This window comes from Serratia nevei, from assembly GCF_037948395.1.
In the GTDB taxonomy this organism is placed as follows: domain Bacteria; phylum Pseudomonadota; class Gammaproteobacteria; order Enterobacterales; family Enterobacteriaceae; genus Serratia; species Serratia nevei.
On sequence record NZ_CP149940.1, the window covers coordinates 4178647 to 4201410 of the forward strand.

At 61.5% G+C, this 22764-nt stretch carries 17 protein-coding genes and 3 tRNA genes; 9 read left to right on the plus strand and 11 right to left on the minus strand.

All coding sequences use genetic code 11. The features are described from left to right. Nucleotides 1–29: 29 nt before the first annotated feature. Entirely contained in the window at nucleotides 30–578 is a 549-nt protein-coding gene (gene syd / locus V8N38_RS20080; protein WP_038878762.1) for a SecY-interacting protein, read from the minus strand. Nucleotides 579–641: 63 nt separating this feature from the next. Here syd and queF point away from each other — a divergent pair, with 63 nt between their 5' ends. From queF to xni, 3 genes are all read left to right on the plus strand, one after another. Further along, entirely contained in the window at nucleotides 642–1487 is an 846-nt protein-coding gene (gene queF, locus V8N38_RS20085; protein ID WP_147840322.1) for an NADPH-dependent 7-cyano-7-deazaguanine reductase QueF, read from the plus strand. Between the two features lie 192 nt (nucleotides 1488–1679). Next, on the plus strand, nucleotides 1680–3044 hold the full coding sequence (ppnN, locus tag V8N38_RS20090; protein WP_038878760.1) for a nucleotide 5'-monophosphate nucleosidase PpnN: 1365 nt from the start codon (nucleotides 1680–1682) through the stop codon (nucleotides 3042–3044). Between the two features lie 54 nt (nucleotides 3045–3098). After that, complete coding sequence (gene xni, locus V8N38_RS20095) at nucleotides 3099–3857, plus strand: flap endonuclease Xni (RefSeq protein ID WP_147840321.1); 759 nt, start codon at nucleotides 3099–3101, stop codon at nucleotides 3855–3857. Nucleotides 3858–3896: 39 nt separating this feature from the next. On the opposite strand, the gene rlmM is transcribed toward xni, so the two are convergent. The 4 genes from rlmM to V8N38_RS20115 form a co-directional block, all read right to left on the minus strand. Then, nucleotides 3897–5000, minus strand: coding sequence for a 23S rRNA (cytidine(2498)-2'-O)-methyltransferase RlmM (gene rlmM, locus V8N38_RS20100; RefSeq protein ID WP_047729979.1), 1104 nt, complete (start codon nucleotides 4998–5000; stop codon nucleotides 3897–3899). After that, the gene (locus V8N38_RS20105; RefSeq protein ID WP_004931896.1) at nucleotides 4993–5388 is read right to left on the minus strand and encodes a DUF423 domain-containing protein; all 396 of its coding nucleotides are present in this window, start codon (nucleotides 5386–5388) and stop codon (nucleotides 4993–4995) included. The genes rlmM and V8N38_RS20105 overlap by 8 nt, the downstream gene beginning before the upstream one ends. Nucleotides 5389–5439: 51 nt before the next feature. Next, nucleotides 5440–6357, minus strand: coding sequence for a transcriptional regulator GcvA (locus tag V8N38_RS20110; RefSeq protein WP_147840320.1), 918 nt, complete (start codon nucleotides 6355–6357; stop codon nucleotides 5440–5442). 385 nt (nucleotides 6358–6742) lie between these two features. Further along, the gene (locus V8N38_RS20115) at nucleotides 6743–6967 is read right to left on the minus strand and encodes a YgdI/YgdR family lipoprotein (protein ID WP_025304050.1); all 225 of its coding nucleotides are present in this window, start codon (nucleotides 6965–6967) and stop codon (nucleotides 6743–6745) included. A 196-nt stretch (nucleotides 6968–7163) separates the two neighbouring features. Between V8N38_RS20115 and csdA the strand changes: the two genes are divergently transcribed. Beyond that, nucleotides 7164–8369, plus strand: coding sequence for a cysteine desulfurase CsdA (gene csdA / locus V8N38_RS20120; protein ID WP_141960057.1), 1206 nt, complete (start codon nucleotides 7164–7166; stop codon nucleotides 8367–8369). A gap of 19 nt (nucleotides 8370–8388) precedes the next feature. Then, the gene (gene csdE, locus V8N38_RS20125) at nucleotides 8389–8823 is read left to right on the plus strand and encodes a cysteine desulfurase sulfur acceptor subunit CsdE (RefSeq protein WP_038878734.1); all 435 of its coding nucleotides are present in this window, start codon (nucleotides 8389–8391) and stop codon (nucleotides 8821–8823) included. Here csdE and tcdA read toward each other — a convergent pair. Next, entirely contained in the window at nucleotides 8814–9620 is an 807-nt protein-coding gene (tcdA, locus tag V8N38_RS20130) for a tRNA cyclic N6-threonylcarbamoyladenosine(37) synthase TcdA (RefSeq protein ID WP_004931886.1), read from the minus strand. The genes csdE and tcdA overlap by 10 nt on opposite strands. An 84-nt stretch (nucleotides 9621–9704) precedes the next feature. Then, the gene (gene mltA / locus V8N38_RS20135) at nucleotides 9705–10841 is read right to left on the minus strand and encodes a murein transglycosylase A (RefSeq protein ID WP_049198265.1); all 1137 of its coding nucleotides are present in this window, start codon (nucleotides 10839–10841) and stop codon (nucleotides 9705–9707) included. A 216-nt stretch (nucleotides 10842–11057) separates the two neighbouring features. Here mltA and V8N38_RS20140 point away from each other — a divergent pair. The 3 genes from V8N38_RS20140 to V8N38_RS20150 all read left to right on the plus strand — a co-directional run bounded on the left by V8N38_RS20140 (nucleotide 11058) and on the right by V8N38_RS20150 (nucleotide 11411). Next, nucleotides 11058–11134 (plus strand) — tRNA-Met (locus V8N38_RS20140). A 57-nt stretch (nucleotides 11135–11191) separates the two neighbouring features. After that, nucleotides 11192–11268, plus strand: a tRNA-Met gene (locus V8N38_RS20145). A gap of 66 nt (nucleotides 11269–11334) precedes the next feature. Beyond that, nucleotides 11335–11411, plus strand: a tRNA-Met gene (locus V8N38_RS20150). Nucleotides 11412–11501: 90 nt separating this feature from the next. Here V8N38_RS20150 and amiC read toward each other — a convergent pair. Then, nucleotides 11502–12755, minus strand: coding sequence for an N-acetylmuramoyl-L-alanine amidase AmiC (gene amiC, locus V8N38_RS20155; RefSeq protein ID WP_047729977.1), 1254 nt, complete (start codon nucleotides 12753–12755; stop codon nucleotides 11502–11504). A gap of 240 nt (nucleotides 12756–12995) precedes the next feature. Between amiC and argA the strand changes: the two genes are divergently transcribed. Then, nucleotides 12996–14321, plus strand: a complete 1326-nt coding sequence (argA, locus tag V8N38_RS20160) for an amino-acid N-acetyltransferase (protein WP_147840319.1) — start codon at nucleotides 12996–12998, stop codon at nucleotides 14319–14321. A gap of 37 nt (nucleotides 14322–14358) precedes the next feature. On the opposite strand, the gene recD is transcribed toward argA, so the two are convergent. From recD to ptrA, 3 genes are read right to left on the minus strand one after another with little or no spacing between them, the layout of a single operon-like run. Beyond that, entirely contained in the window at nucleotides 14359–16209 is a 1851-nt protein-coding gene (gene recD, locus V8N38_RS20165) for an exodeoxyribonuclease V subunit alpha (protein ID WP_147840318.1), read from the minus strand. After that, the gene (recB, locus tag V8N38_RS20170) at nucleotides 16206–19757 is read right to left on the minus strand and encodes an exodeoxyribonuclease V subunit beta (protein WP_147840317.1); all 3552 of its coding nucleotides are present in this window, start codon (nucleotides 19755–19757) and stop codon (nucleotides 16206–16208) included. Before recB ends, recD begins: the two co-directional genes overlap by 4 nt. After that, entirely contained in the window at nucleotides 19754–22642 is a 2889-nt protein-coding gene (gene ptrA / locus V8N38_RS20175; protein WP_147840316.1) for a pitrilysin, read from the minus strand. The genes recB and ptrA overlap by 4 nt, the downstream gene beginning before the upstream one ends. Nucleotides 22643–22764: the final 122 nt, after the last annotated feature.

The following is a 22764-nucleotide window of genomic DNA, read 5'->3' on the forward strand; positions in this document are numbered from 1 at the left end:
CACACGGGCGACGGCGAATCCGTCGCGATTCAGTCCAACACCGGGCGCAGCGCATCGAGGAAATTCCCCAGCGTCGCCGCCAGCAGGGTGCGCTTATCGCTGCCGAATTGTTCCAGCACCACGTTGCCGCTGACGTTGCACAACGACACCATCGTCATCTCGGATTCGGTGGTCGCCAGGAACAGCGTTGGCGACAGCTTGAGACGTTTTTGCGTCACCAGATGGCCGATCAGGTTCTCCTGCAGGCGGATAAAATCCTCTTCGCTCCAGACCTGCAGCAGGCTCAGGCGATGCTCGCCGAACTGCGCGCTCATGTCACCGGCGTATTGCTGCGTGTAGAAGCGGTGCGCATCCGGCTGCAAACGCAGCTCCAGCGCGGTTTCTACCTTTTCCAGCGTCGCCGCCGGTTCGAAAGGCCGCGGCAACCACAGCACTTCGTCCTCGCGGTTCTCCACGATGCAGGGCGACGGCACGCCGTACAGCGCCTGGCTGGCCGGCGCGTGGCCGCGCTCTTGCTGCCACAACTCGACATAACGTTGAGTGAATTCACGCAGAGCGTGCGATACATCATGGTCCATATTCTTTCTCGCATACGTTAAACTGACAGCCATTGTACCTATCTCTGACCGAGGTGACAGCAGATGTCCTCATATCAAGACCACCAGGCCCTGTCGGGGCTGACGCTGGGCAAACCCACCGCCTACCGCGATCGCTACGACGCCGCGCTGCTGCAGGCGGTGCCGCGCAGCATGAACCGCGAGCCGCTGGGCCTGTATCCCGATAACCTGCCCTTCCACGGTGCGGACATCTGGACGCTGTACGAACTCTCCTGGCTGAACGCCAACGGCTTGCCGCAGGTGGCGGTCGGTGAAATCAGCCTCAACGCCGACAGCCTGAACCTGATCGAATCGAAAAGCTTCAAGCTGTACCTCAACAGCTTCAACCAAACCCCGTTCGCCGATTGGGAAACGGTGCGCAGCACCCTGCAGCGCGATCTGTCCGCCTGCGCCCAGGGCGAAGTCAGCGTCACCCTGTTCAGCGTCGAGCAGTTGGAAGGCACGCCGATCGCCCGCCTGGCCGGCGACTGCATCGACCAGCAGGATATCCGCATCGACAATTATGAGTTCAACGCCGACTACCTGCTGAACGCCGCCGGAGAAGAGGTGGTGGAAGAGCGCTTGGTCAGCCACCTGCTGAAGTCCAATTGCCTGATCACCCATCAACCGGACTGGGGCTCGGTGCAGATAAGCTACCGCGGCGGCAAGATCGATCGCGAAGCGCTGCTGCGCTATCTGGTCTCCTTCCGCCACCACAACGAATTCCACGAGCAGTGCGTCGAGCGCATCTTCAACGATCTGATGCGCTATTGCCGGCCGCAAAGCCTGACGGTCTACGCTCGCTATACCCGCCGCGGCGGGCTGGATATCAACCCGTGGCGCAGCAACGTCGCGTTCGCTCCCGAGCACGGCCGCCTGGCGCGCCAATAAGTGCGAAACATTGCTCAACAACTGAGCTAACGAGCGGTTTGTGTTGGTAAAAGCACAGGGACGGCGGTAAGGTTAAAACGAGGCTGCGGCCGGGCAGAGCGCCCGCTTCGCCGCAGCACGCCAACCATAACGAGATGCTGTTTTGCTGCGTATGGATTACTACCGCCCCGCACCGGGTGCAAAGGAGTTACCTTGATTACACACATCAGCCCGCTTGGCTCTATGGATTTATTGTCGCAGCTGGAAGTAGACATGCTGAAGCGCACCGCCAGCAGCGACCTGTACCGCCTGTTCCGCAACTGTTCGCTGGCCGTGTTGAACTCCGGCAGCCAAACCGACAACAGCAAGCAGCTGCTGTCGCGCTATGAAACCTTCGATATCAACGTGCTGCGCCGCGAGCGCGGGGTGAAGCTGGAGCTGGTCAACCCGCCGGAAGAGGCGTTCGTCGACGGCCGCATCATCCGCTCGCTGCAGGCCAACCTGTTCGCCGTGCTGCGCGACATCCTGTTCGTGCATGGCCAAATCGCCAGCGCCGGCCGCTTCCAGCACCTGAACCTGGAAAACTCGGCCCACATCACCAACCTGGTGTTCTCGATCCTGCGCAATGCACGCACGCTGCATCTGGATGAAGATCCCAATATGGTGGTGTGCTGGGGCGGCCACTCGATCAACGAAAACGAATACCTGTACGCGCGCAAGGTCGGCAGCCAGCTGGGCCTGCGCGAGCTGAACATCTGCACCGGCTGCGGGCCGGGCGCCATGGAAGCGCCGATGAAAGGCGCCGCGGTCGGTCACGCGCAGCAGCGTTACCGCAACAGCCGCTTCATCGGCATGACCGAGCCGTCGATCATCGCCGCCGAGCCGCCTAACCCGCTGGTCAACGAGCTGGTGATCATGCCGGACATCGAAAAACGCCTGGAAGCCTTCGTGCGTATCGCACACGGCATCATCATCTTCCCGGGCGGCGTCGGCACCGCCGAAGAGCTGCTGTACCTGCTGGGTATCCTGATGAACCCGGAGAACAGCGAACAGGTGCTGCCGCTGATCCTGACCGGGCCGAAAGAGAGCGCTGACTACTTCCGCGTGCTGGACGAGTTCATTATGAACACACTGGGCGACGAAGCGCGCCGCCATTACACCATCATCATCGACGATCCGGCGGAAGTGGCGCGGCAGATGAAGCAAGCCATGCCGCTGGTGAAGGAAAACCGCCGCAACACCGGCGACGCCTACAGCTTCAACTGGTCGATCCGCATCGCGCCGGATCTGCAGCTGCCGTTCGAGCCGACCCATGAGAACATGGCGAACCTCAATCTGTATCCGAACCAGCCGCCGGAGCAATTGGCCGCCGCGCTGCGCCGCGCGTTCTCCGGCATCGTGGCCGGCAACGTGAAGGAAAATGGCATCCATGCCATCGAGCAGTTCGGCCCGTACAAGCTGCACGGTGAACCGCAGATGATGAAGCAGATGGACAGCCTGCTGCAGGGCTTTGTCGCCCAGCACCGCATGAAGCTGCCGGGCAGCGCCTATGTGCCCTGCTACGAAATCGTAGCCTGACCCTCAATCCCGGGCGGCGTAACAGCCGCCCTGTTTTTTCTGACCTTACCGCCCATGATGATACACCTACTGATTGTCGACGCCCTGAACCTCATCCGCCGCATTCACGCCGTGCAGGGCTCCCCTTGCGTCAACGCCTGCCGCCACGCGCTGCAGCAGCTGATCCAACACAGCCGCCCGACCCACGCGGTGGCGGTCTTCGACGAGGACGATCGCCGCGACAGCTGGCGCCACCAAATTCTGCCGGACTACAAGGCCGGGCGCTCGCCGATGCCGGAAAACCTGCAGCAGGAGATGCCGCAGCTGCGCGAGGCCTTCGCCGAACTGGGCGTCGCCAGCTGGCATTCTCCCGGCAACGAGGCGGACGATCTGGCTGCCACGCTGGCGGCGAAGGTCGCCGGCGGCGGCCACCAGGTGACCATCGTCTCCACCGACAAAGGCTACTGCCAGCTGCTGGCGCCGAACGTGCAGATCCGCGATTACTTCCAGAAACGCTGGCTGGACATGCCCTTCGTGCAGCAAGAATTCGGCGTACAGCCGCAGCAGCTGCCGGACTATTGGGGGCTGGCGGGGATCGGCAGCAGCAAGATCCCCGGCGTGGCCGGCATCGGGCCGAAAACCGCCGTGCTGCTGTTGCAGCAGTCGGGCAGCCTGGATGGGCTCTATCAGCACCTGGAGCAGGTGCCGGAGAAATGGCGCGGCAAGCTGGAGCAACACCGCGAGCTGGCCTACATCAGCAAACAGGTCGCCACGCTGCGCACCGATCTGTCGCTGGACGGTAACCTGCAGCAGCTGCGCCTGCCGATACAATAAGGGCGCTGCAAGCAGCGCCCTTCATCAGGCTTAACGCGATTAATCGCGCTCGTCGCGCCGGCCCGGCACCGCCGACCACATGCGGCGCACGTGTACGGTGATCTCTTCGCGGTCGTGATACAGCTGCTTGGCGTGCACTTCGACGCTGATGCCGGCGGCGCCCAACGCTTCGCGGATGCTCGTCAGGTTTTGCGACACTTCCTCATAGCGCTTTTTCATCGGCAGCTTGAGGTTAAAGATCGCTTCGCGGCACCAGCCTTTCACCAGCCACTGAATCATCAGGCTGGTCACCTTCGCCGGCTTCTCCACCATGTCGCACACCAGCCAGTAGATCTTGCTGCTGTTCGGCTCGAACTTGAAGCCGTCGGCGCGGTGGTGCGTCACCTGGCCGGTTTCCATCAGGCTCGGCGCCATGGGGCCGTTATCCACCGAATGCACCATCATGCTGCGTTTCACCAGCTGATAGGTCCAGCCGCCCGGGCAGGCGCCCAGATCAACCGCGTGCATGCCGCTGGCCAGGCGTTCGTCCCACTCGTCGGCGGGGATAAACACGTGGAACGCTTCTTCCAGCTTCAGCGTCGACCGGCTCGGCGCATCGGCCGGGAAGCGCAGACGCGGAATGCCCATGTAGAACGGCGAGTTGTTGTTGCTGTAGGAGTAACCGACGTAGCAGCAGCCCGGCGCGATGAAGAACACGTGCACCACCGGGCGAGTCGGGTTCTCGCGCGCCATCAGCACCTTCTGCTCGCGCATCGCGCCGCGCAGCGGCACCGTCAGCTTGCGGCAGAACTTCATCAGCTCTTTGCTTTCGTTGGTGTCCGGCACTTCCACCCGCAGCTCGCCGCCGCGGTCAACCACGCCGATCAGCATGCCGACGATCGGCGATACCCGATCTTCCGGCGGCAGATCGCGCAGCAGCTCACCCACCACGATCATCTGGCGGGCGAAAATCAGTTCGCGGAACGGAATTTCCCGCGCCAGGCGGTCGGCATCGTCCGGCTGATAGCATTCGAACAGCACGTAACCGCTGTGCTCTTTTACCCGCGCAAAGCCGTAAATCTCCAGCTGGGCGGCTTTGTCGGTGATCTCCGCCGCACACTCTTTTTCAAAGCCGGGACGGCAGTACAACGCAATCTTATTCATGGCGCTCGGCCTTTTTCCTCAGACGCAAAGCGCCAATCAACATCAATATCCAGCCGATCAGGAAGCACACGCCGCCAACCGGCGTGATATAAACCCAGACCTTCAGGTGCGACAGCGCCAGGCAATAGAGGCTGCCGCTGAACAACACGGTGCCGAACGCCAACAGCGCTCCGCTCCAGTAAAACCACAGGCTCACGCGGCGCTGCATCGCGACCGCCAGCGCCAGGATGGCCAGGGTGTGGAATCCCTGATATTCCAGCCCGGTGCGGATCCAGGCCATTTCGTTGGCGCCGAGCGTACCGCTTAGCACATGCGCGCCGAATGCGCCCAACGCGACAAACACAAAGCCGCTGATAGCGGCGAAAACCAGCATGGAACGGCTGCTCATCGTGATCTATCCCATTAAAAATCACCGGCCGCGGCAAGGCGGCGGCCGGCCTTATTGTTCGTAGCGGAAGCGGAACTTCTCTTGTTCGCTGGCGGCACGCGCCAGGATCCACTGCCGGAAGGCGGCTATTTTACCCAGTTCTGCCTGGCTGTCATGACATACCAGATAAAAAGCGTTTTTACTGACCAGCACATCGTTGAACGGGCACACCAGGCGACCGGCTTCAATCTCGGTTTGCGCCATCACGTTGTTCACCAGCGCCACGCCCTGGCCGTGTACCGCCGCCTGCACCACCATGGCGCTGTGGCTGAAGATCGGCCCCTGCTGCACGTTGATGTGCTGCAACCCCAGCTGGCGCGTATAGGCCAGCCAGTCGCGGCGTGAAACGTCGTGCAGCAGCGTATGATAAACCAGATCCTCGGCGGTTTTCAGCGGATGATCGCCGGTCAGCAGGCTAGGCGAACACACCGGCAGCAGATATTCCGCATACAGGCGCTCGGCACGCAGCCCCGGCCAGTTGCCACGGCCGTAGAAAATCGCCACGTCAACGTCGTCCGCCAGCTTGTCTTCTTCGCGGTCCACCGCCTGGATGCGCACGTCGATCCCCGGATAAGCTGAGTTAAAGCCGGAAAGGCGCGGCACCAGCCACTGAATGGCGAAGCTCGGCGGCAGGCTGACGGTCAATGCCCCCTTGGCGCTGCGTGCCTGCAGCTTGCGCGTCGCCTCGTTGATCGAAGAGAAGATCTCCTTGATATCAAGGTAGTAACTTTGCCCCTCTTCGGTCAGCAGAAGCGAGCGGTTGCGCCGGCGAAACAGCTTCAGCCCGAGGAAGTCCTCCAGCGACTTGATCTGGTGGCTCACCGCGGCCTGGGTCACGAACAGCTCTTCCGCCGCCTTGGTGAAACTCAGGTGGCGAGCGGCCGCATCGAACACGCGCAGCGCATTGAGGGGAGGTAAGCGTTTAGACATTAAATTAGCTACTTTTGTGTAACATTAATCCGAATGATTCGGTGCCGAAAATCGGGCGGCTTTGCGTGGCAAGCCATCGGTAAACGCTAACGGCGTATTGCCATTAGTTTTTTTAATCCGAGCCATTATAATTTGTCCGTTGAGGATGCGCCAGCAAATACCTATAGTGGCGGCACTTCCCGGGCCGGAACGAAAAGGGAGTGGGTGTCGAGGACGCCGATGAACTTTTGGCTTGTGGTTGTGATGTTGTGTTTGCAAATTGTCCGGCGATTCCGGACATGGTAGCTAGGCTACTGTTTTTTCACTTCCTGTACATTTACCCTGTCTGTCCATAGTGATTTTATGCAGCACCGCAAAACTTGCGGTGCTTTTTTTTGCCTGACGGTTACTGGTTGCTTTCAACCATCTCTTTCACATCGGCGCGGTTGATCTGCTGCTCGACGCCGTTGGCGTCTTTATAGCTGATCATGCCGGTGTCGTTGTCCACTTTAGGCTTGCCGTCAGCGACAATGGTGCGTCCGTCATTGGTATGCATCACGTAGTTGCTGGAACAGGCGGCCAGGGTGAACGTAAGCATCAGAGCAGAGAGAACTGCGGCTGTTTTCTTCATTGAGGACTCCTTTGTAGTTTTAAATGCTGATAAATACCTTTTATCTGTATAGATGCGATTAATTAGCGCACATTTAATAGCATAACAAACTTTCCAAATTTTGCCAGGCGATAAGTCCTAATAGGCAGGATCGCTTGTCTCCGGCGGCAAAATAGGACAGGATCACCCATCGACTCAAGCCAGTGACAATCAGGGTATGACGCCTTTTAACCCCAGCCTTTTTCGCCAACAGTTTCCCGCGCTCGCGCAGGACGGCATCTATCTGGACAGCGCCGCCACCGCGTTGAAACCGCAGGCGGTGATCGACGCCACGCAGCAATTTTATCGCGATGACGCCGCCACCGTGCACCGCAGCCAGCATCGGGCGGCGCAGGATCTGACCGCCCGTTTCGAACGAGCGCGCGTCCAGGTGGCCCAGTTGATCAATGCGCCGTCGGCCGACGACATCGTCTGGACGCGCGGCACCACCGAGGCGATCAACCTGGTGGCGCAGAGCTACCTGCGTCCGCGCCTGCAGCCGGGCGATGAAATCCTGGTAAGTGAAGCGGAACACCACGCCAACCTGATCCCCTGGCTGATGGTGGCAGAGCAAACCGGCGCGCGGGTGGTGAAACTGCCGATCGGTGCCGATCGGTTGCCGGATTTGACGCAGCTGCCCACCCTGCTCAACGACAACACCCGCCTGTTGGCGCTGGGGCAAATGTCCAACGTCACCGGCGGCTGCCCGGATCTGGCGCCGGCGATCGCACAGGCGCATGCCGCCGGCGCACGCGTGATGATCGACGGCGCTCAGGGCGTGGTTCACGGCCCGGCCGACGTACAGCGGCTCGACATCGATTTCTACGCCTTCTCCGGCCACAAGCTGTATGGCCCGACCGGCATCGGCGCGCTGTACGGCAAAGCCGAGCTGCTGGCGCAGATGGCGCCGTGGCAAGGCGGCGGCAAGATGCTGACCCAGGCGTCGTTCGACGGTTTTACCCCGCAAAAACCGCCGCACTGCTTCGAAGCCGGCACGCCGAACATCGCCGGCGTGCTGGGGTTGGCCGCGGCGCTCACCTGGCTCAACGAGCAGGACATGGCGGCGGCGGAGCGCTACAGCCGCGAGCTGGCGGACCAGGCGGAACAGCGGTTGGCGCAGCTACCGGGCTTTCGCAGCTTCCGCAGCTCCGGCTCCAGCCTGCTGGCGTTCGATATCGCCGGCGTACACCACAGCGACATCGTCACGCTGTTGGCGGAGCAAGGCATTGCGCTGCGCGCCGGCCAACACTGCGCGCAGCCGCTGATGGCGGCGTTAGGCGTCAGCGGCACGCTGCGCGCATCGTTTGCCCCCTACAATACGCAACAGGACGTCGATACGCTGGTCAGCGCGTTGACTCACGCCCTCGATCTGCTGGCCGACTGACTTGATTCCCGGAGATGCTATGCTCGCCCCCCATCCTTTTGGCCGAGAGGTCACCGCCGAAGCGTTGATCGCCACCTTCAGCACGCTGAAACAGTGGGAAGACCGCTACCGCCAGCTGATTATGCTCGCGAAACGGCTGCCGCCGCTGCCGGAGGCCTTGCGCAGTGAAGAAATAGCGTTGAGCGGGTGTGAAAACCGCGTCTGGTTGGGGCACCAGTTGCTGGAAGACGGCACGCTGCACTTCTATGGCGACAGCGAAGGCCGCATCGTGCGCGGCCTGTTGGCGGTGCTGCTGACCGAAGTGGAAGGGAAAACGCCGCAGCAGATCGCCGCATTGGATCCGCTGGCGCTGTTCGATCGGTTAGCGCTGCGCGCGCAGCTGAGCGCCACCCGCGCCAGCGGCCTGGCGGCGTTGGCCGCCGCCGTAAAGGCCATCGCCGCCCGTTACGCCTGACGCGCCGCCTTCGCCACCATCTTTTTCAGCGCGTGCGACACGGCGACGAAGCCGAAGGTCGCGGTGACCATGGTCGCCGCGCCGAATCCCGCGCTGCAATCCATTCTTTTCGGCCCTTCCGCCGTGCTGCGCGAAGCGCACACCGAACCGTCCGGCTGCGGGTAAACCAGCGGCTCGCTGGAGAAGACGCAGTCGATGCCCAGCTTGCCCTTGCCGTTTTTCACCACGTTGAAATCGTGCTTCAGCCGCTCGCGCAGCTTGGCGGCCAGCGGATCCTGAATGGTTTTCGCCAGATCGGCCACTTCGATCTTGGTCGGGTCAATCTGCCCGCCGGCGCCGCCAGTGGTCACCACCGGGATCTTGAAGCGGCGGCAGTATGACAGCAACGCCGCCTTCGGCCGCACGCTGTCGATCGCGTCGATGACGTAGCTGAAGTTATGGTCCAGCAGCTCGGCGACGTTGTCCGGGGTGATGAAATCGTCGATGCAGGTCACCCGGCATTCCGGGTTAATCGCCAGGATACGCTCCGCCATCACCTCGGTTTTCGATTGCCCGACGTGTTGGCGCAACGCGTGGATCTGGCGGTTGGTATTGGTGACGCAGACATCATCCATGTCGATCAGGGTGATGGCGCCGATGCCGGTGCGCGCCAGTGCCTCAGCCGCCCAGGAACCCACGCCGCCGATGCCGATCACGCAGACGTGCGCCTGCGCGAACACCGCCAACGCCTGCTGGCCGTACAACCGCGCCGTGCCGCCGAAACGCTGCAGATAGGCTTCCGAATAAGCTGTGCTCATAACGCTTTAATTACCTTCGTAATGCAAATGATAAGGGCCGGAAAATCCGGCCCTTGCGGGTCACTCTTTTCACGCCGTATGCGTTTACCGGGTGGCCAGCAACGAACCGCTGCCGTTTGACTGATTCGCGCTGAACAGCTGGCCACCGCCGTTGTTCTTCAGCACCCAGACGCGGCCATAGTGGTTGTAGTACCCCGCCGAGTGGCCGGCTTCCGGCCCGATGCCCTGATACATGTCAAAGTGCTGGCCCTTGATGGCGCCGCCCACGTCGAGCGCGACCATCAGGCGCATCTCGTATTTTCCCGTGAATTTACCCTTGTTGTCCAGCAGTGGCACTTCGGCCAGCAGCGTGGTGCCCGCCGGGATCAGCGAACGGTCGGAGGCCACCGAGGCTTTGGCGATCAGCGGCACCGCGCTGGCGCCCTTCACCGGCGCAAAAGCTTCCGGGCGGAAGAACACGAACGACGGATTTTGCTCCAGCAGCTCACGCACCTCTGCGGCGCTGTGGGTATCCGCCCACTGACGGATCGCCTGCATCGACATGTCCGCCTTGGCCACTTCGCCGCGATCGATCAGCACCTTGCCGATGCTGCGATAGGCGTGGCCGTTCTTGCCGCCGTAGCCGAAGAACACCAGCGGCTGGCCGTTGCCGTAGTCGACGTAGCCACTGCCCTGGACTTCCATCATGAAGTTGTCCATCAGCGAGTTGGTGTAAGCGATGATATAGCGATCGTCGAGCGCGCCGGAATAGATGCCCGCGCGATCCGGCAAGCGGCCTCTGCCCTTCGGCGGCATGCGGTACAGCGGATAGCGGAACTCGCCCTGTTGGGTATAGCGCGCCTGCACCACCGGCGTGTAGTAGCCGGTAAACTGCACGTTGCCGTAATTGTCGACGCCTTCCATCTGGTAAGCGCTGAGGCCGTACTGGCTCAGCATGCGCGTGTCGGCGCCGGACGCCATCCAGCTTTGCACCGCCTGATAGGTGCTGTTGTTGCGGTTAAACAGCGAAGGCGATGCGTACTTGATCTCCATCAGCTGATCCGAGTAGTCCTTGGCGTTGACCGGCGAACCTTTGGCGTTGGGCTGATTGACCAGCTCCAGCGATTGATCCAGACGGCCGTCTTTATATTGCTGACCCCGATCGGTCGGCTTGGACGAACAGCCCGCCAACACCGCCACTATCAACCCGCCCAGCAGGTATTTGCCCCAACGTCCTTTCATCACGCACACTCTCAAACTGATATGATCTACCGGCTGAACGATAACAAACGCTCATTGATAAAGGAATCGCTGCAAATAAAAAAAGCCGCACGGAGGATGGTGATGAAAAAGAAGGCAAATTGCGGGCAAATCCAGCAGAAAAACGGGTTTAGGCCAATAAAATGCAAAAAGGGTTTGCAACAAAACGCACGGAGAGTATAGTGCGCATCCATCGGACGCGGGGTGGAGCAGCCTGGTAGCTCGTCGGGCTCATAACCCGAAGGTCGTCGGTTCAAATCCGGCCCCCGCAACCAACCGATGCCGCATTGGCGGTATTTGCGTTTGGCTTCGATAACAAAGTATTATACGGACGCGGGGTGGAGCAGCCTGGTAGCTCGTCGGGCTCATAACCCGAAGGTCGTCGGTTCAAATCCGGCCCCCGCAACCAACCGAATGTCGTACCAGCGGCATACCATGAAACGGTGGTTTCGTAGTAATGCAGCATCAAGACGGACGCGGGGTGGAGCAGCCTGGTAGCTCGTCGGGCTCATAACCCGAAGGTCGTCGGTTCAAATCCGGCCTCCGCAACCAACTCTTGATGACAACAGACAAGCACCCTGACGGGTGTTTTTTTGTATCTGCAATCCGCAAAAATAGCCGGACTCGCGCCCGGCCCTGCTTCTATCGGCTCGCCAGCGCGCCGCCGTTGGCGAAATAAGCCTTGATGCCCGCCAGAATCGACTCCGCCACCTGCTGCTGGAAATGGCTGGTGCGCAGCTTGCGCTCCTCTTCGATATTGCTGATAAACGCCGTTTCCACCAGGATCGACGGGATATCCGGCGCCTTCAACACCGCAAAACCGGCCTGATCGACGCGATTCTTGTGCAACCGGTTGATTTTCCCCATCCGATTCAACACTTCCTTGCCGAACTTCAGGCTGTCGTTGATGGTCGCGGTCTGGATCAGATCGAACATGGTATGGTCGAGATAACGGTCGCCGCTCTTGCTGACGCCGCCAATTTGGTCCGACGCGTTCTGCGTCTGCGCCAGGAACTTGGCCGCCGAGCTGGTGGCGCCCTTGGTGGACAACGCGAACACCGATGAACCGCGCGCCGCGCGGCTGGTAAAGGCGTCGGCGTGAATCGAAACGAACAGATCCGCGCGCTGCTTGCGCGCCTTGGCGACGCGCACCTTGAGCGGGATAAACACGTCTTCGTTGCGCGTCATGAACACCTTCATGTTCGGCTCGCGCTTGATCATGGCGCTCAGCTTGCGGGCAATCTGCAATACGATGTCTTTCTCGCGCGTCTTGTACTTGCCGATAGCGCCGGGATCTTCGCCGCCGTGGCCAGGATCCAGCATGATGACGATCGGCCGATCGCGCCCCGCCTTGCCGGCCTGCGGCGCTTCCGGCGGCAACGTGCGCTCCAGATCGCCCTTGTTGTAATCTTCCAGTAACGCCAGTAGCGGATCATACTCCTCACCGCCGCTGCCGGCCTTGGTCGGGTAGAGATCCATGACCAGACGGTTGCGATACTCCGGCACCGGCGCCAGCGTGAAAATATGCGGGCTGACGCTCTGCTTGAGCTCCAGCACCAGCCGCACGGTATTCTGATCGAACTGGCCGACGCGCGCCTGCTTGAGATAAGGGTCGTCGGCACGTACCTGCCCGGCGATGCCTTTCAGCACGCTGTTAAGGTGAACGCCTTCGATGTCCACCACCACGCGATCGGGATTGGTCAGGGCAAACTGCTTGTATTTCAGCTCGACGTTGGATTCCAGCGTGACGCGGGTATAGGTGGAGGATGGCCAGACGCGCACGGCGATCACGTGCGATGACGCGGCGAAGCCCGTACGACTCACACTCAGCAACCAGCTGGCGGCAACGCCCTGTAATAAACGACGGCGGCCCAGATTGTGATTAGAGTTTGGCATGCGGCTCCGGCAGTAATAGCTGTTTACAACAGATGAAAAAAACACCAATAGAATGGGGATGCCGAAAACTTTAACCAATCATTCCAGCCCTGTCATCAGAAAATCTTTTTATGGTTTTTCAATTTATTAACGATTTAACCCCCTTAGCGCACTCTTCATGACGATTTCCCACTTGCCATTGGCGTCATAAAAGAATAAAAATACAAAAATATCGTATAAATATGCAAAAGAGGTTTAGCCGTGAAGGAACGTAGTACAGAGCTGGTGCAAGGATTCCGTCACTCAGTCCCCTATATCAACGCCCACCGCGGCAAAACGTTTGTCATCATGCTCGGCGGGGAAGCCATCGAACACGAGAATTTCTCCAACATCGTCAACGATATCGGGCTGCTGCATAGTCTGGGCATTCGCCTGGTGGTGGTTTACGGCGCACGGCCGCAGATCGACGCCAATCTGGCGCAGCACAACCATGAGCCGATCTACCACAAACACACCCGCGTGACCGACGCCCATACGCTCGAGCTGGTTAAGCAGGCCGCCGGTTTGTTGCAGCTCGATATCACCGCCCGGCTGTCGATGAGCCTCAACAACACGCCGCTGCAAGGTGCGCATATCAACGTGGTCAGCGGCAACTTCATCATCGCGCAGCCGCTGGGCATCGATGACGGCATCGACTACTGTCACAGCGGCCGCATTCGCCGCATCGATGAAGACGCAATCCACCGCCAGCTCGACAGCAACGCCATCGTGCTGATCGGCCCGGTCGCGGTTTCGGTCACCGGCGAGAGCTTCAACCTGACTTCGGAAGAAGTGGCTACCCAGTTGGCGATCAAGCTGAAAGCGGAAAAAATGATCGGTTTCTGCTCCTCGCAAGGCGTGACCGACGCGGAGGGCAACATCCTTTCCGAGCTGTTCCCCAACGACGCGCAAAAGCGCCTTGAAGAGCTCGAGGAAGGCGGCGACTACCATTCCGGCACCGTGCGCTTCCTGCGCGGCGCGGTAAAAGGCTGCCGCAGCGGTGTGCGCCGCAGCCACCTGATCAGCTACCAGGAAGACGGCGCGCTGGTGCAAGAGCTGTTCTCGCGCGACGGCATCGGCACCCAAATCGTGATGGAGAGCGCCGAACAGGTGCGCCGGGCGACGATCAACGACATCGGCGGCATCCTGGAACTGATCCGGCCGCTCGAACAGCAGGGTATTCTGGTGCGCCGTTCGCGTGAACAGCTGGAGATGGAGATCGACAAGTTCACCATTATCGAACGCGACAACCTGACCATCGCCTGCGCGGCGCTGTACCCGTTCTTAGAGGAAAAAATCGGTGAGATGGCCTGTGTCGCGGTACATCCCGATTACCGCAGTTCTTCGCGCGGCGAGATGCTGCTGCAGCGGGTGGAAAACCAGGCGCGTCAGATGGGGCTGAAGAAGCTGTTCGTGCTGACCACCCGCAGCATCCACTGGTTCCAGGAACGCGGATTCACCCCGGCGGAAGTCGACGTGCTGCCGATGCAAAAGCAGGCGCTGTATAACTATCAGCGCCGTTCCAAAATCCTGCTGGCCGATCTGTAATCCCCACGGCGCGGCCGTTGCCGCGCCCCTTCAACGCTTATTCCGTCGCCTGTAGCCGTTCAGCCAATCCGCTGCGACGCTGAGTCGGCATGCGAATGGCCCGCAGCAACACCGCCTCCGTGGCATACAGCGAGAGCTGCTTACGCGCGCGAGTGATCGCGGTATAGACCAGCTCACGCGTCAGCACCGGCAGGAAGTGATTCGGCAACACCAGGACCGTATGGTCAAACTCCGATCCCTGAGATTTGTGCACCGTCATGGCATAGGCGGTTTCATGCGCCGGCAAACGGCTCGGCTGCACCGACTTGATGCTGCCGTCCGGCAGTTGGAAATGCACGCGCAAATCGCCGTGCTCATCCGGCAGCGTAATGCCGATATCTCCATTGAACAGCCCCAGCGCGCTGTCGTTGCGGCCGATCATCACCGGCCGCCCCCGGTACCAGCGGCCGAGCACGCCCGGTTTGCGGTCGATCAGACCGGCACGCTGCAGCCCGAGCTCAATACGATCATTCAAGCCGGAGACGCCGAATGGCCCTTCACGCAGCGCGCACAGCACCTGAAAACGGCCAAAGGCCGCCAGCACCGCCGCCGCGTCCGCGCCTTCGGCGGTCAGCCGCAAATAGTCGCGATAGCCCGCCACGCAGGCATCCAACAGCGCCTGATACTCTTCGCTCGTTGCCAGCGCATAGCCCGTGACATCGCCGAAACTGCCGTTTAATGCCGCCAGCGCGCGATCCCCCGCCCCGGTGTTGACCGCCAACGCCAGCTGACCGATGCCGGAACGGGCATCGAAACGGTAACTCTTGCGCAGCAGACACAGGCTGTCGCGCACCGCCGCTTCCGCATCGGCCTGCCGCCCTGCGAGCGAACAGCCGGTCAGGCGGCTCAGCTCTGCGGCACGCGCGTCGCTGTATCCCTGCTCGGCAAAGCGGCAAATATCTCCCAGCACCGCGCCGGCCTCCACCGAGGCCAGCTGATCGCGGTCGCCGAGGAAAATCACCCGCGCCCGATCGGGCAGCGCGGCAATCAGGCGTGCCATCATCGGCAGATCGACCATCGAGGCCTCATCCACCACCAGCACATCCAAATGCAGCCGGTTGCCACGGTGATAGCGCATGCGCTGACTGTTCGGTTGAGCCCCCAACAGACGGTGCAACGTCGCCGCCTCCGTCGGGAACAGCGCCTGCTGCGCCGGGGTCAGCGCCAACTGGCGGCTGGCGCTGCCAAGCGACTCCGTCAGACGCGCCGCCGCCTTGCCGGTCGGTGCCGCCAGCTGAATGCGCAAGCGCGCGCCTTCATCCAGCTGCACCAGCGCCGCCAACAGCTTGGCGACGGTGGTGGTTTTACCGGTGCCAGGCCCGCCGGAAATGACCGCGATACGCCGCGTGGCGGCCACTGCGGCGGCGATCTTCTGCCAATCGGGTTCATCGCTCGCCGCGCCGAACAAGCGGTCGAGAATGGTGCGCAGCTCAGCCTCCGGTACCGCCAACGACTCGCCTTCACCGCCGATAAACGCCGCCACTTCACCTTCGTTTTGCCACATGCGCTGCAGATACAGGCGCGGCCCGCGCAGCACCAGTGGCGTAGCGCTACTGCCGTCCCCAACCGCTGCGCTGGCCGCCAAACGCTGCTGCCAACGCGCGCTATCCGGTCGCCCGGCCGCCTCCCACACCGCCAACGCCAACGCCGGCTGGCGCCCTTCAAACAGCGTGTCCGCCTGCAGCTGTTCCAGCATCAGGCAGACGTGACCGGCCCCCGCCTCTGCGCTCAGGCAGGCGGCGGCCAGCAAAATATCGGGCTCGTCTTCGTTCGCCACCACGCGGGCGAACTGCACGTCCAGCGGACGCAGTACGCCAAGCGCTACCGCCTGCTCCAGCAGTGCGATCATGATCCTTCCTCCGTCGCCACAGCTTCGCCGCTGAACAAGCGATCCATCCCCTCTACCAGCTCAAGCTCAGGGAGACAGGTGAAAATGCCGTTGCCCGGGTGCGCCGCATCCACGCCGCGCAGGAACAGATAAATCACCCCGCCAAAATGGCACCGATAATCGTAATCCGGCAACCGATGATGCAGATAACGATGCAGCGCCAGCGTATACAGCTGGTATTGCAGATCGTAACGATGCTCCGCCATCGCCTGCTCCATCGCCGGCCGGGTATAGGCGCTACTGTCTTCCCCCAGCCAGTTGGACTTGTAGTCCAGCAGGTAGTATTTGCCCTGCCAGCAGAACACCAGGTCGATAAAGCCTTTCAGCATGCCCTGCACCTGATGAAAATCCAGCGCCGGACAGCGGGCGGAAAGCGGATCGTAACGCTTCACCAGGGCATCGAGCTCCTTCGCCTGCAACAGCCGGTTGATCGGCAAATAGAACTGCAGCTCGGCCTGCTTGTGCTGCGGCGTCAGCGCCGCCAGCGTCACGCCGCTGTCGGCGAGCGGCGTGTTGAGCAACACCTGCATCCACGCCAGCAAAATCGGCTGCCAATGTTCGGCGAACCCGTGCTGTTGCAGCTGTGCCAGCAGCCACTGTTCGTCTAACGGCTGAGTGAAATCCAGCGTTTCGAACAGGCTGTGCAAGAAAGTACCGGGCGTTGCGCCGCGCGGGAAGGTATGCGGTGTGAGCGCTGGCTCACTTTCTTCCCCGCGCTCGCCCGCGGCATCGACATCCAGACGCGGCAGCAGATCTTGCATCAGGCTCGCGCCGTGCTGTTGCAAACCGGTATAGCTGGTCACCCGCCAAAAATCCTGGATCCGCCGGGTAAAACTTTTCGCTTCCAGCGCTTCGGTCAGCGACGCCTGGGGCTGCCAGGGCACCTCGTCCGGCGGTTCCACCAGCGACAGCGCAATACCGCCGCCCGCCAGTTGCTGCAGCCGCTCTTGCAGATACGCGGCGTCGCCGGCCTGCCCGCCCTGCAACAGATAACCCAATGCGCTGCGGTGCAGATCGGTCTCGCCCTGTTTCTTGCGCGTGCCCTGGAACAACGGCGCAATGCCGATGCTGCAGTGGTACACCGAGCGGGTCAGCGCCACGTACAGCAGACGCAGGTCTTCCGCCAACCGCTCCTCCTCCGCCCAGGCCTGGCTCTCTTCATTGGCGTCGAGATCCAGCAATGCCTGGAAGCTGTGGCGATCGTGATACAGCGCCTGTTGCTGCTGGCGGAAATTGCCGACGAACGGCAGCCACACCAGATCGAATTCCAGCCCCTTGGACTTGTGGATGGTGATCACCTGCACCAGATGCCGGTCGCTCTCCAGCCGCAGCTGTTGATTGTCGGACTGGCGATTAGGCTGGGCAATCTGCTGCGCCAACCAGCGAACCAGCGCATGCTCGCTGTCGAGCTGCGCCGCCGCCTCTTGCAACAGCTCCCCCAGGTGCAGCACGTCGGTCAAGCGACGCTCGCCGCCGGCGCTGGCCAGCAGGTTCTCCGCCAGCTGGCGCGCTTTCATCACCTCGCTCAGCATCGGCAACACGCCGCGGCGCAGCCAGAGCGTGCGGTAGTTGTCGAACTCGTTAACCAGCGCGTCCCAGGCGCGCTCATCGCGGCTCAGGCCGTCCAGCGTCGGCGCGTCCAACCCCATCAGCCCGGTGGCCATGGCGCTGCGCAGCGTGCGCTCCTGTTCCGGCGCCAACACCGCCTGCAACAACCACAGCAGGTCTTTGGCCTCCGGGGTGTCGAACACGCTGTCGCGGTTGGACAGATACACCGACGGAATGGACAGCGCGCTCAGCGCATCGCGCACCAACGCCGCCTCATTCCGGCTGCGCACCAGCACTGTGATATCGGAGGCTTGTACCGAACGAGGCTCCTTGCCGCCCTGCAACCATGCCTGGCCCTGCTGCCCGGCGCTGAGCCAGTCGCGAATTTGCGTGGCGCACAGGCGCGCCATCAACTGTTGGTAATCACTTACACCGGCGCCTTCCCCCTGCTGCAGCCAGAACTGCATCGCCGGTTGCGGCTTGCCGTGCAGGTCAAACGCCAACCCTTGGTTCTTTTCCGCCGCGCTGACCTCGATAAAGGGGATTTGGCCGAACAGGAAAGGCTTTTCTACCTGAGAAAACAGGTGATTGACGCTGGCGACCATCGACGGCGACGAGCGCCAGTTGGTCTCCAGCGTATAGTGGGCGCTCACCTCTGAACGCGCCCGCATGTAGGTAAAAATGTCGGCACCGCGAAAGGCGTAAATCGCCTGCTTGGGATCGCCGATCAGCAGCAGGCCGCAATCGGGCCGGCCGACGTAAAGCTTTTGGAAAATACGGTATTGCTGCGGATCGGTATCCTGGAATTCATCGATCATCGCCACCGGGTAGCGCTGACGGATCGCCTGCGCCAGCTGTTCACCACCGCCGCTTTGCAGGGCGCCGTCCAGCCGGCTGAGCAGGTCGTCAAACCCCAGCTCGGCGCGCTGGCGCTTTTCCTGCTGAATGGAAGTGCGGATCTCGCTGAGCGCACGCGCCATGATCAGGTCGCGCAGCGTCAACGGCTCATCGAACAGCTCGTCGATCGCCGTGAACAGCACATGCCGCGGCGGCTCGCCTTTCTTGGTCTTCTCCAGCAGCACCGACTGGCGAAATTTATCCAGTTCCTTCGGCAACTGGTAGTCCTGGGTCTCCTGCCCGCTCCATTCGCCGACCTTGTTCAGCCAGTTCGGCAGGTGCTTGCTGCTGTAACTGCGCTTATCGACGCCGGACTGGGCGATCAACGCCTCCAGATCGCCCGCCGCCGCCCGCCATTGCGCCTTGATGGCGTCGATACGCGCGACGATCTGCTCGTGGCGCATCAGGACGGTTTCTTCGTCCTTCGGCGGGCGACGCAGCGCCGGCGCCTCACCGTGCAGATAGCCGGAAAGATCGGCCAGCAACGCTTCCGGGCCGCTCCACTCTTGGCTGACCGCACGCGCCACGCCCAGCGGCAACGGATAGCAGTGGCGACGCCAGAAGTCGGCACAGGCCTGCCGCCGCAGCGGCAGCTCGTCCTGCACCAGCGTTTGTTCAAACAGCATGCCGGACTCGAAGGCGTTGTGCGTCAGCATTCGTTGGCAAAAGCCGTGAATGGTGTAGATCGCCGCTTCATCCATCTGCCGCTCCGCCGCCAGCAGCTGCGAGGCGGCGTCGGTCAAATCGTCAATTTCAGCCATCAGCGCCGAAAACAGCGGGTTGGCGCTGACGCCCCGCACGCAGGCGATGCGTAATCCGTGAATATTGTCGCGGATACGCCCGCGCAGCTCCTCGGTGGCGGCCTCGGTAAAGGTCACCACCAGGATTTCTTCTACCGTCAGCGGACGAGGAAACGCCGCTTCACCGCCCAATCCCAGCAGCAAACGCAGGTACAGCGCGCCGATGGTAAAGGTTTTGCCGGTGCCCGCCGACGCTTCGATCAGGCGTTCGCCGAACAGCGGCAGCGTCAGCGGCTCCAGCCTCTGCGGGGCAGTTTCCGTCATGGCGTCGCCACTTTGCGCGGCAGGATCTGCTGCAATGCAGACGCGTTCGGATAGGTGACCCAGTCCTTAGGCGCCGCGTAATCCGCCTTGTCTTGCCCGCTGCCGCTCACCTGTGACAGCACCGCCAGCCCCTGTGGCTGGATCACCGCCTGGTGGAAATAATCCGCCAGCTTGGCCGGCGTCAGCTGCTGCACCTGCGCGATCAGCTTCTGACGGGTATCGAAGGCGAAATTGCCGCGATCGAAATCGTTGGCGAACCGGCTGGCCTCTTCGCTCAGGGTTTGCGGCCGCTGCTTCAGCTCATTGATGAGCGCCTGTTTGTACTGCTCAAAGTCCGCCTCGCTCATGTCGCGCAAGCGCTTCTCGGTTTTCGGGTAGAAATCCTGATAGCGCTGGTACAGGTAGGCCGGCTGCTTGCTGTTGCTCTGCAACAGGAAGCCCACGCCCCACTGGCGCCCCACCGACATCGGGAAGGCAAAGACCGCATACCCCAATTGCTCCTGAGTGCGCAGTTGGCTATAGAACCACGGCTGAATAATCTGCCCCAGCAGCGAGCTGTAGGCCATGCCGGTCACTTCGTCGTAGCCGGTCGGCACATAGACCGCCGCCAGCGCCGAGTCGGTGCTGCTGCCCACCTGTTGCAGGTTGGCCAGCTGATTCTTGTCCACCACCACGTCTTCGCCGTGCCACCATTCGATGCCGGTACAGCCCAGGCGATGTTTCAGCGTCGACGCCAGCGTGTCGACCTGCTGCTTGCTCATGTTGCCCACCACCAACAGCTCTGGCGTGGCCTCGGCCAGCAGGCTATCGCGATAGGCCAGCACGTCTTTCAGCGTCAGCGTCTTCAGCACTTCGCGGCGCTCGCTGCGTTCGGAATACGGCACGCGGGAAACCATCTGCACCGGCTGAATGGCCAGCTCAAACGCCTTGCCCTTCTCGGCGGCGTCCAACTGTTCCAGATACCAGGATTTGGCCTGCGCCAGCTGCTCTTCCGTCGGCGTGAAGCTGGAATAGCCCTCGATCAGCGCCGTCAGCAACTGCGGCAAACGCTGGGTAAAACCGTTGGCGTTAAACATCAGGCCGTTGTTCGGCGAGGTCGAGAAGCTCAGCCCGCCGACCGATGCCTGATAGCTCAGCTGGTCCAGCGCGAGGCCGGCCAGATAATCCGTCAGCGAGAACAGCACCTGGTTACGCGCGGAATCCATGGTCTTGGCGTTGCGGAAAGCGACGGTGACGTCGGCCTTCGGCTCGTCGGCGAAGTAACGGCTCGGCATGTACAGCACGCGCAGGCCAGGTTTATCCACCACCATTTCCGGCTTTTTGAACTCGTGCGACGGCTTGGTCAGGGTAAAGTCATCCGGGATGTACGGATTGAGCGCCGGCAACGACAGGGAAATGCCGCTGCCCAGCTGCTGCCACTGCGTAAAGCGCTGCGGCGTGATTTTGTCGACCTGGTAAGGCGCGTTGACGAAATAGGCCGTCTTGTTGTGCGGCTCATCCGGGCTGACGAACCAGATGCGCGCGTTTTGCGGCGTCATGGCATCCAGACGTTCGGCGATCGCCTTAGGATCATAACGATCGGCCAGGTAAGGCGCGTCCAGCGCATGCTCAACCGGCACGCGCAGCATCGTGTCCACCAGCCATTCGATGTAGTCCATGTCGCGCGTAATCGACGGATAACGGAAATCCAGGTTCAGAACATGCGAGATTTCGTCGAAGTAGCTCTGCTTGATGCCTTCGCTGCGCAGCATTTTCAGGTAGTTGAAAATGGCGGCGACGACTTCGTCGCGCTGGGCCAGGCCTTTGTCGGTCAGGGAGACGCTGATGGCGAAGACGCCGCCGTTGCGATCGACCATCGGATCGGCGCCGGCATTGATGGCGTCCGCCAGCCCCTGCTTCTGCAACCAGTCAGACAGGGTGTTCTTGCTGCGGTTGCCGATCAGGTAGCTGATGTAGGTATCAGTTTTGCTGCGAAACGCGGCGCTGTTGTTATCGATGCGGAACTCGACCTTCAGCTGCTTGCGCGGCTGCGCCGGCACATAGTGAATGATGATGCCCTGCTGTTCCGGCGTCACGGCCGGCACGGTGATCGGCGGCACGCTGGCGTCGTGATTCGGCACGCGGCCAAAGGTTTTTGCCGCAATATCAGCCAGCTGCGACAGTGGCTGATTGCCGTACAAAACGCCCATCATCAGGTTGGCGGAGTAGTAGCGTTTATAGAAGCCGGTCAGCTCATCGTGCAACTTGCTGTCCGGCTTGTCTTTCAGCGTATCGAGATTACCGCCGGAGAAGCGCGCGCTCGGATGCGCCGGGTTAAGGGTTTCCGCGCCGACCTGCGCCATACGCATGCCATCGCGCGAACGTGCCATCGTCAATTCGGCGTTCACCGCGTTGCGCTCGCGATCGGCATTGCCCGGATCCAGCAGCGGCTCGGCAATGGCGTCGGCCATGCGATCGACCGCCGGCTCCAGCGCGTCATTTTCCACTTCCAGATAAAAGGCTGTGCGATAAGAGGCCGTGCTGGCGTTGTGGCTGCCGCCGTGCTTTTTCAGGAATTCGGACAGGTTCTCCGGCTCTGGGTAACGCTTGGAGCCCATCAGCACCATATGTTCCAGATAGTGCGCCAAGCCCAGTTGGCTGTTCGGATCTTCGAGTGACCCGACCGGCAATGCCAGCGCCGCCAGCGATTTCGGAGCCTGGGCATCGGACACCAGCAACACCGTCATGCCGTTAGCCAACTTGACCGCTTCATACTGACGTGGATCGTGTTCGCTCTTGTTGATCTTCTCCGCCAGCGGTTGCCATCCTTGCGCGGCCCAACTCAACGGTGCCCAACACATAGCCAATAATACCAGCCCGGCGATACGGGCCAACTGTCTGCGCATATCCAAAATAAACCCCTATTCTGACGTCGCTACGCCCACTCCCTGACGTTGGCGACGTGCATCAAAACCACATAACCAAATCGGTACTCGCCGGGTTCTTCGCCAAAGTGGCGGCCCGAAAC

Bases quoted from the DNA above. Each gene is read 5' to 3' on its own strand.
- syd (WP_038878762.1), bottom strand. From the start codon at position 578: ATGGACCATGATGTATCGCACGCTCTGCGTGAATTCACTCAACGTTAT.
- queF (WP_147840322.1), top strand. From the start codon at position 642: ATGTCCTCATATCAAGACCACCAGGCCCTGTCGGGGCTGACGCTGGGC.
- xni (WP_147840321.1), top strand. From the start codon at position 3,099: ATGATGATACACCTACTGATTGTCGACGCCCTGAACCTCATCCGCCGC.
- rlmM (WP_047729979.1), bottom strand. From the start codon at position 5,000: ATGAATAAGATTGCGTTGTACTGCCGTCCCGGCTTTGAAAAAGAGTGT.
- V8N38_RS20105 (WP_004931896.1), bottom strand. From the start codon at position 5,388: ATGAGCAGCCGTTCCATGCTGGTTTTCGCCGCTATCAGCGGCTTTGTG.
- V8N38_RS20110 (WP_147840320.1), bottom strand. From the start codon at position 6,357: ATGTCTAAACGCTTACCTCCCCTCAATGCGCTGCGCGTGTTCGATGCG.
- V8N38_RS20115 (WP_025304050.1), bottom strand. From the start codon at position 6,967: ATGAAGAAAACAGCCGCAGTTCTCTCTGCTCTGATGCTTACGTTCACC.
- csdA (WP_141960057.1), top strand. From the start codon at position 7,164: ATGACGCCTTTTAACCCCAGCCTTTTTCGCCAACAGTTTCCCGCGCTC.
- csdE (WP_038878734.1), top strand. From the start codon at position 8,389: ATGCTCGCCCCCCATCCTTTTGGCCGAGAGGTCACCGCCGAAGCGTTG.
- tcdA (WP_004931886.1), bottom strand. From the start codon at position 9,620: ATGAGCACAGCTTATTCGGAAGCCTATCTGCAGCGTTTCGGCGGCACG.
- mltA (WP_049198265.1), bottom strand. From the start codon at position 10,841: ATGAAAGGACGTTGGGGCAAATACCTGCTGGGCGGGTTGATAGTGGCG.
- amiC (WP_047729977.1), bottom strand. From the start codon at position 12,755: ATGCCAAACTCTAATCACAATCTGGGCCGCCGTCGTTTATTACAGGGC.
- recD (WP_147840318.1), bottom strand. From the start codon at position 16,209: ATGATCGCACTGCTGGAGCAGGCGGTAGCGCTTGGCGTACTGCGTCCG.
- recB (WP_147840317.1), bottom strand. From the start codon at position 19,757: ATGACGGAAACTGCCCCGCAGAGGCTGGAGCCGCTGACGCTGCCGCTG.
- ptrA (WP_147840316.1), bottom strand. From the start codon at position 22,642: ATGCGCAGACAGTTGGCCCGTATCGCCGGGCTGGTATTATTGGCTATG.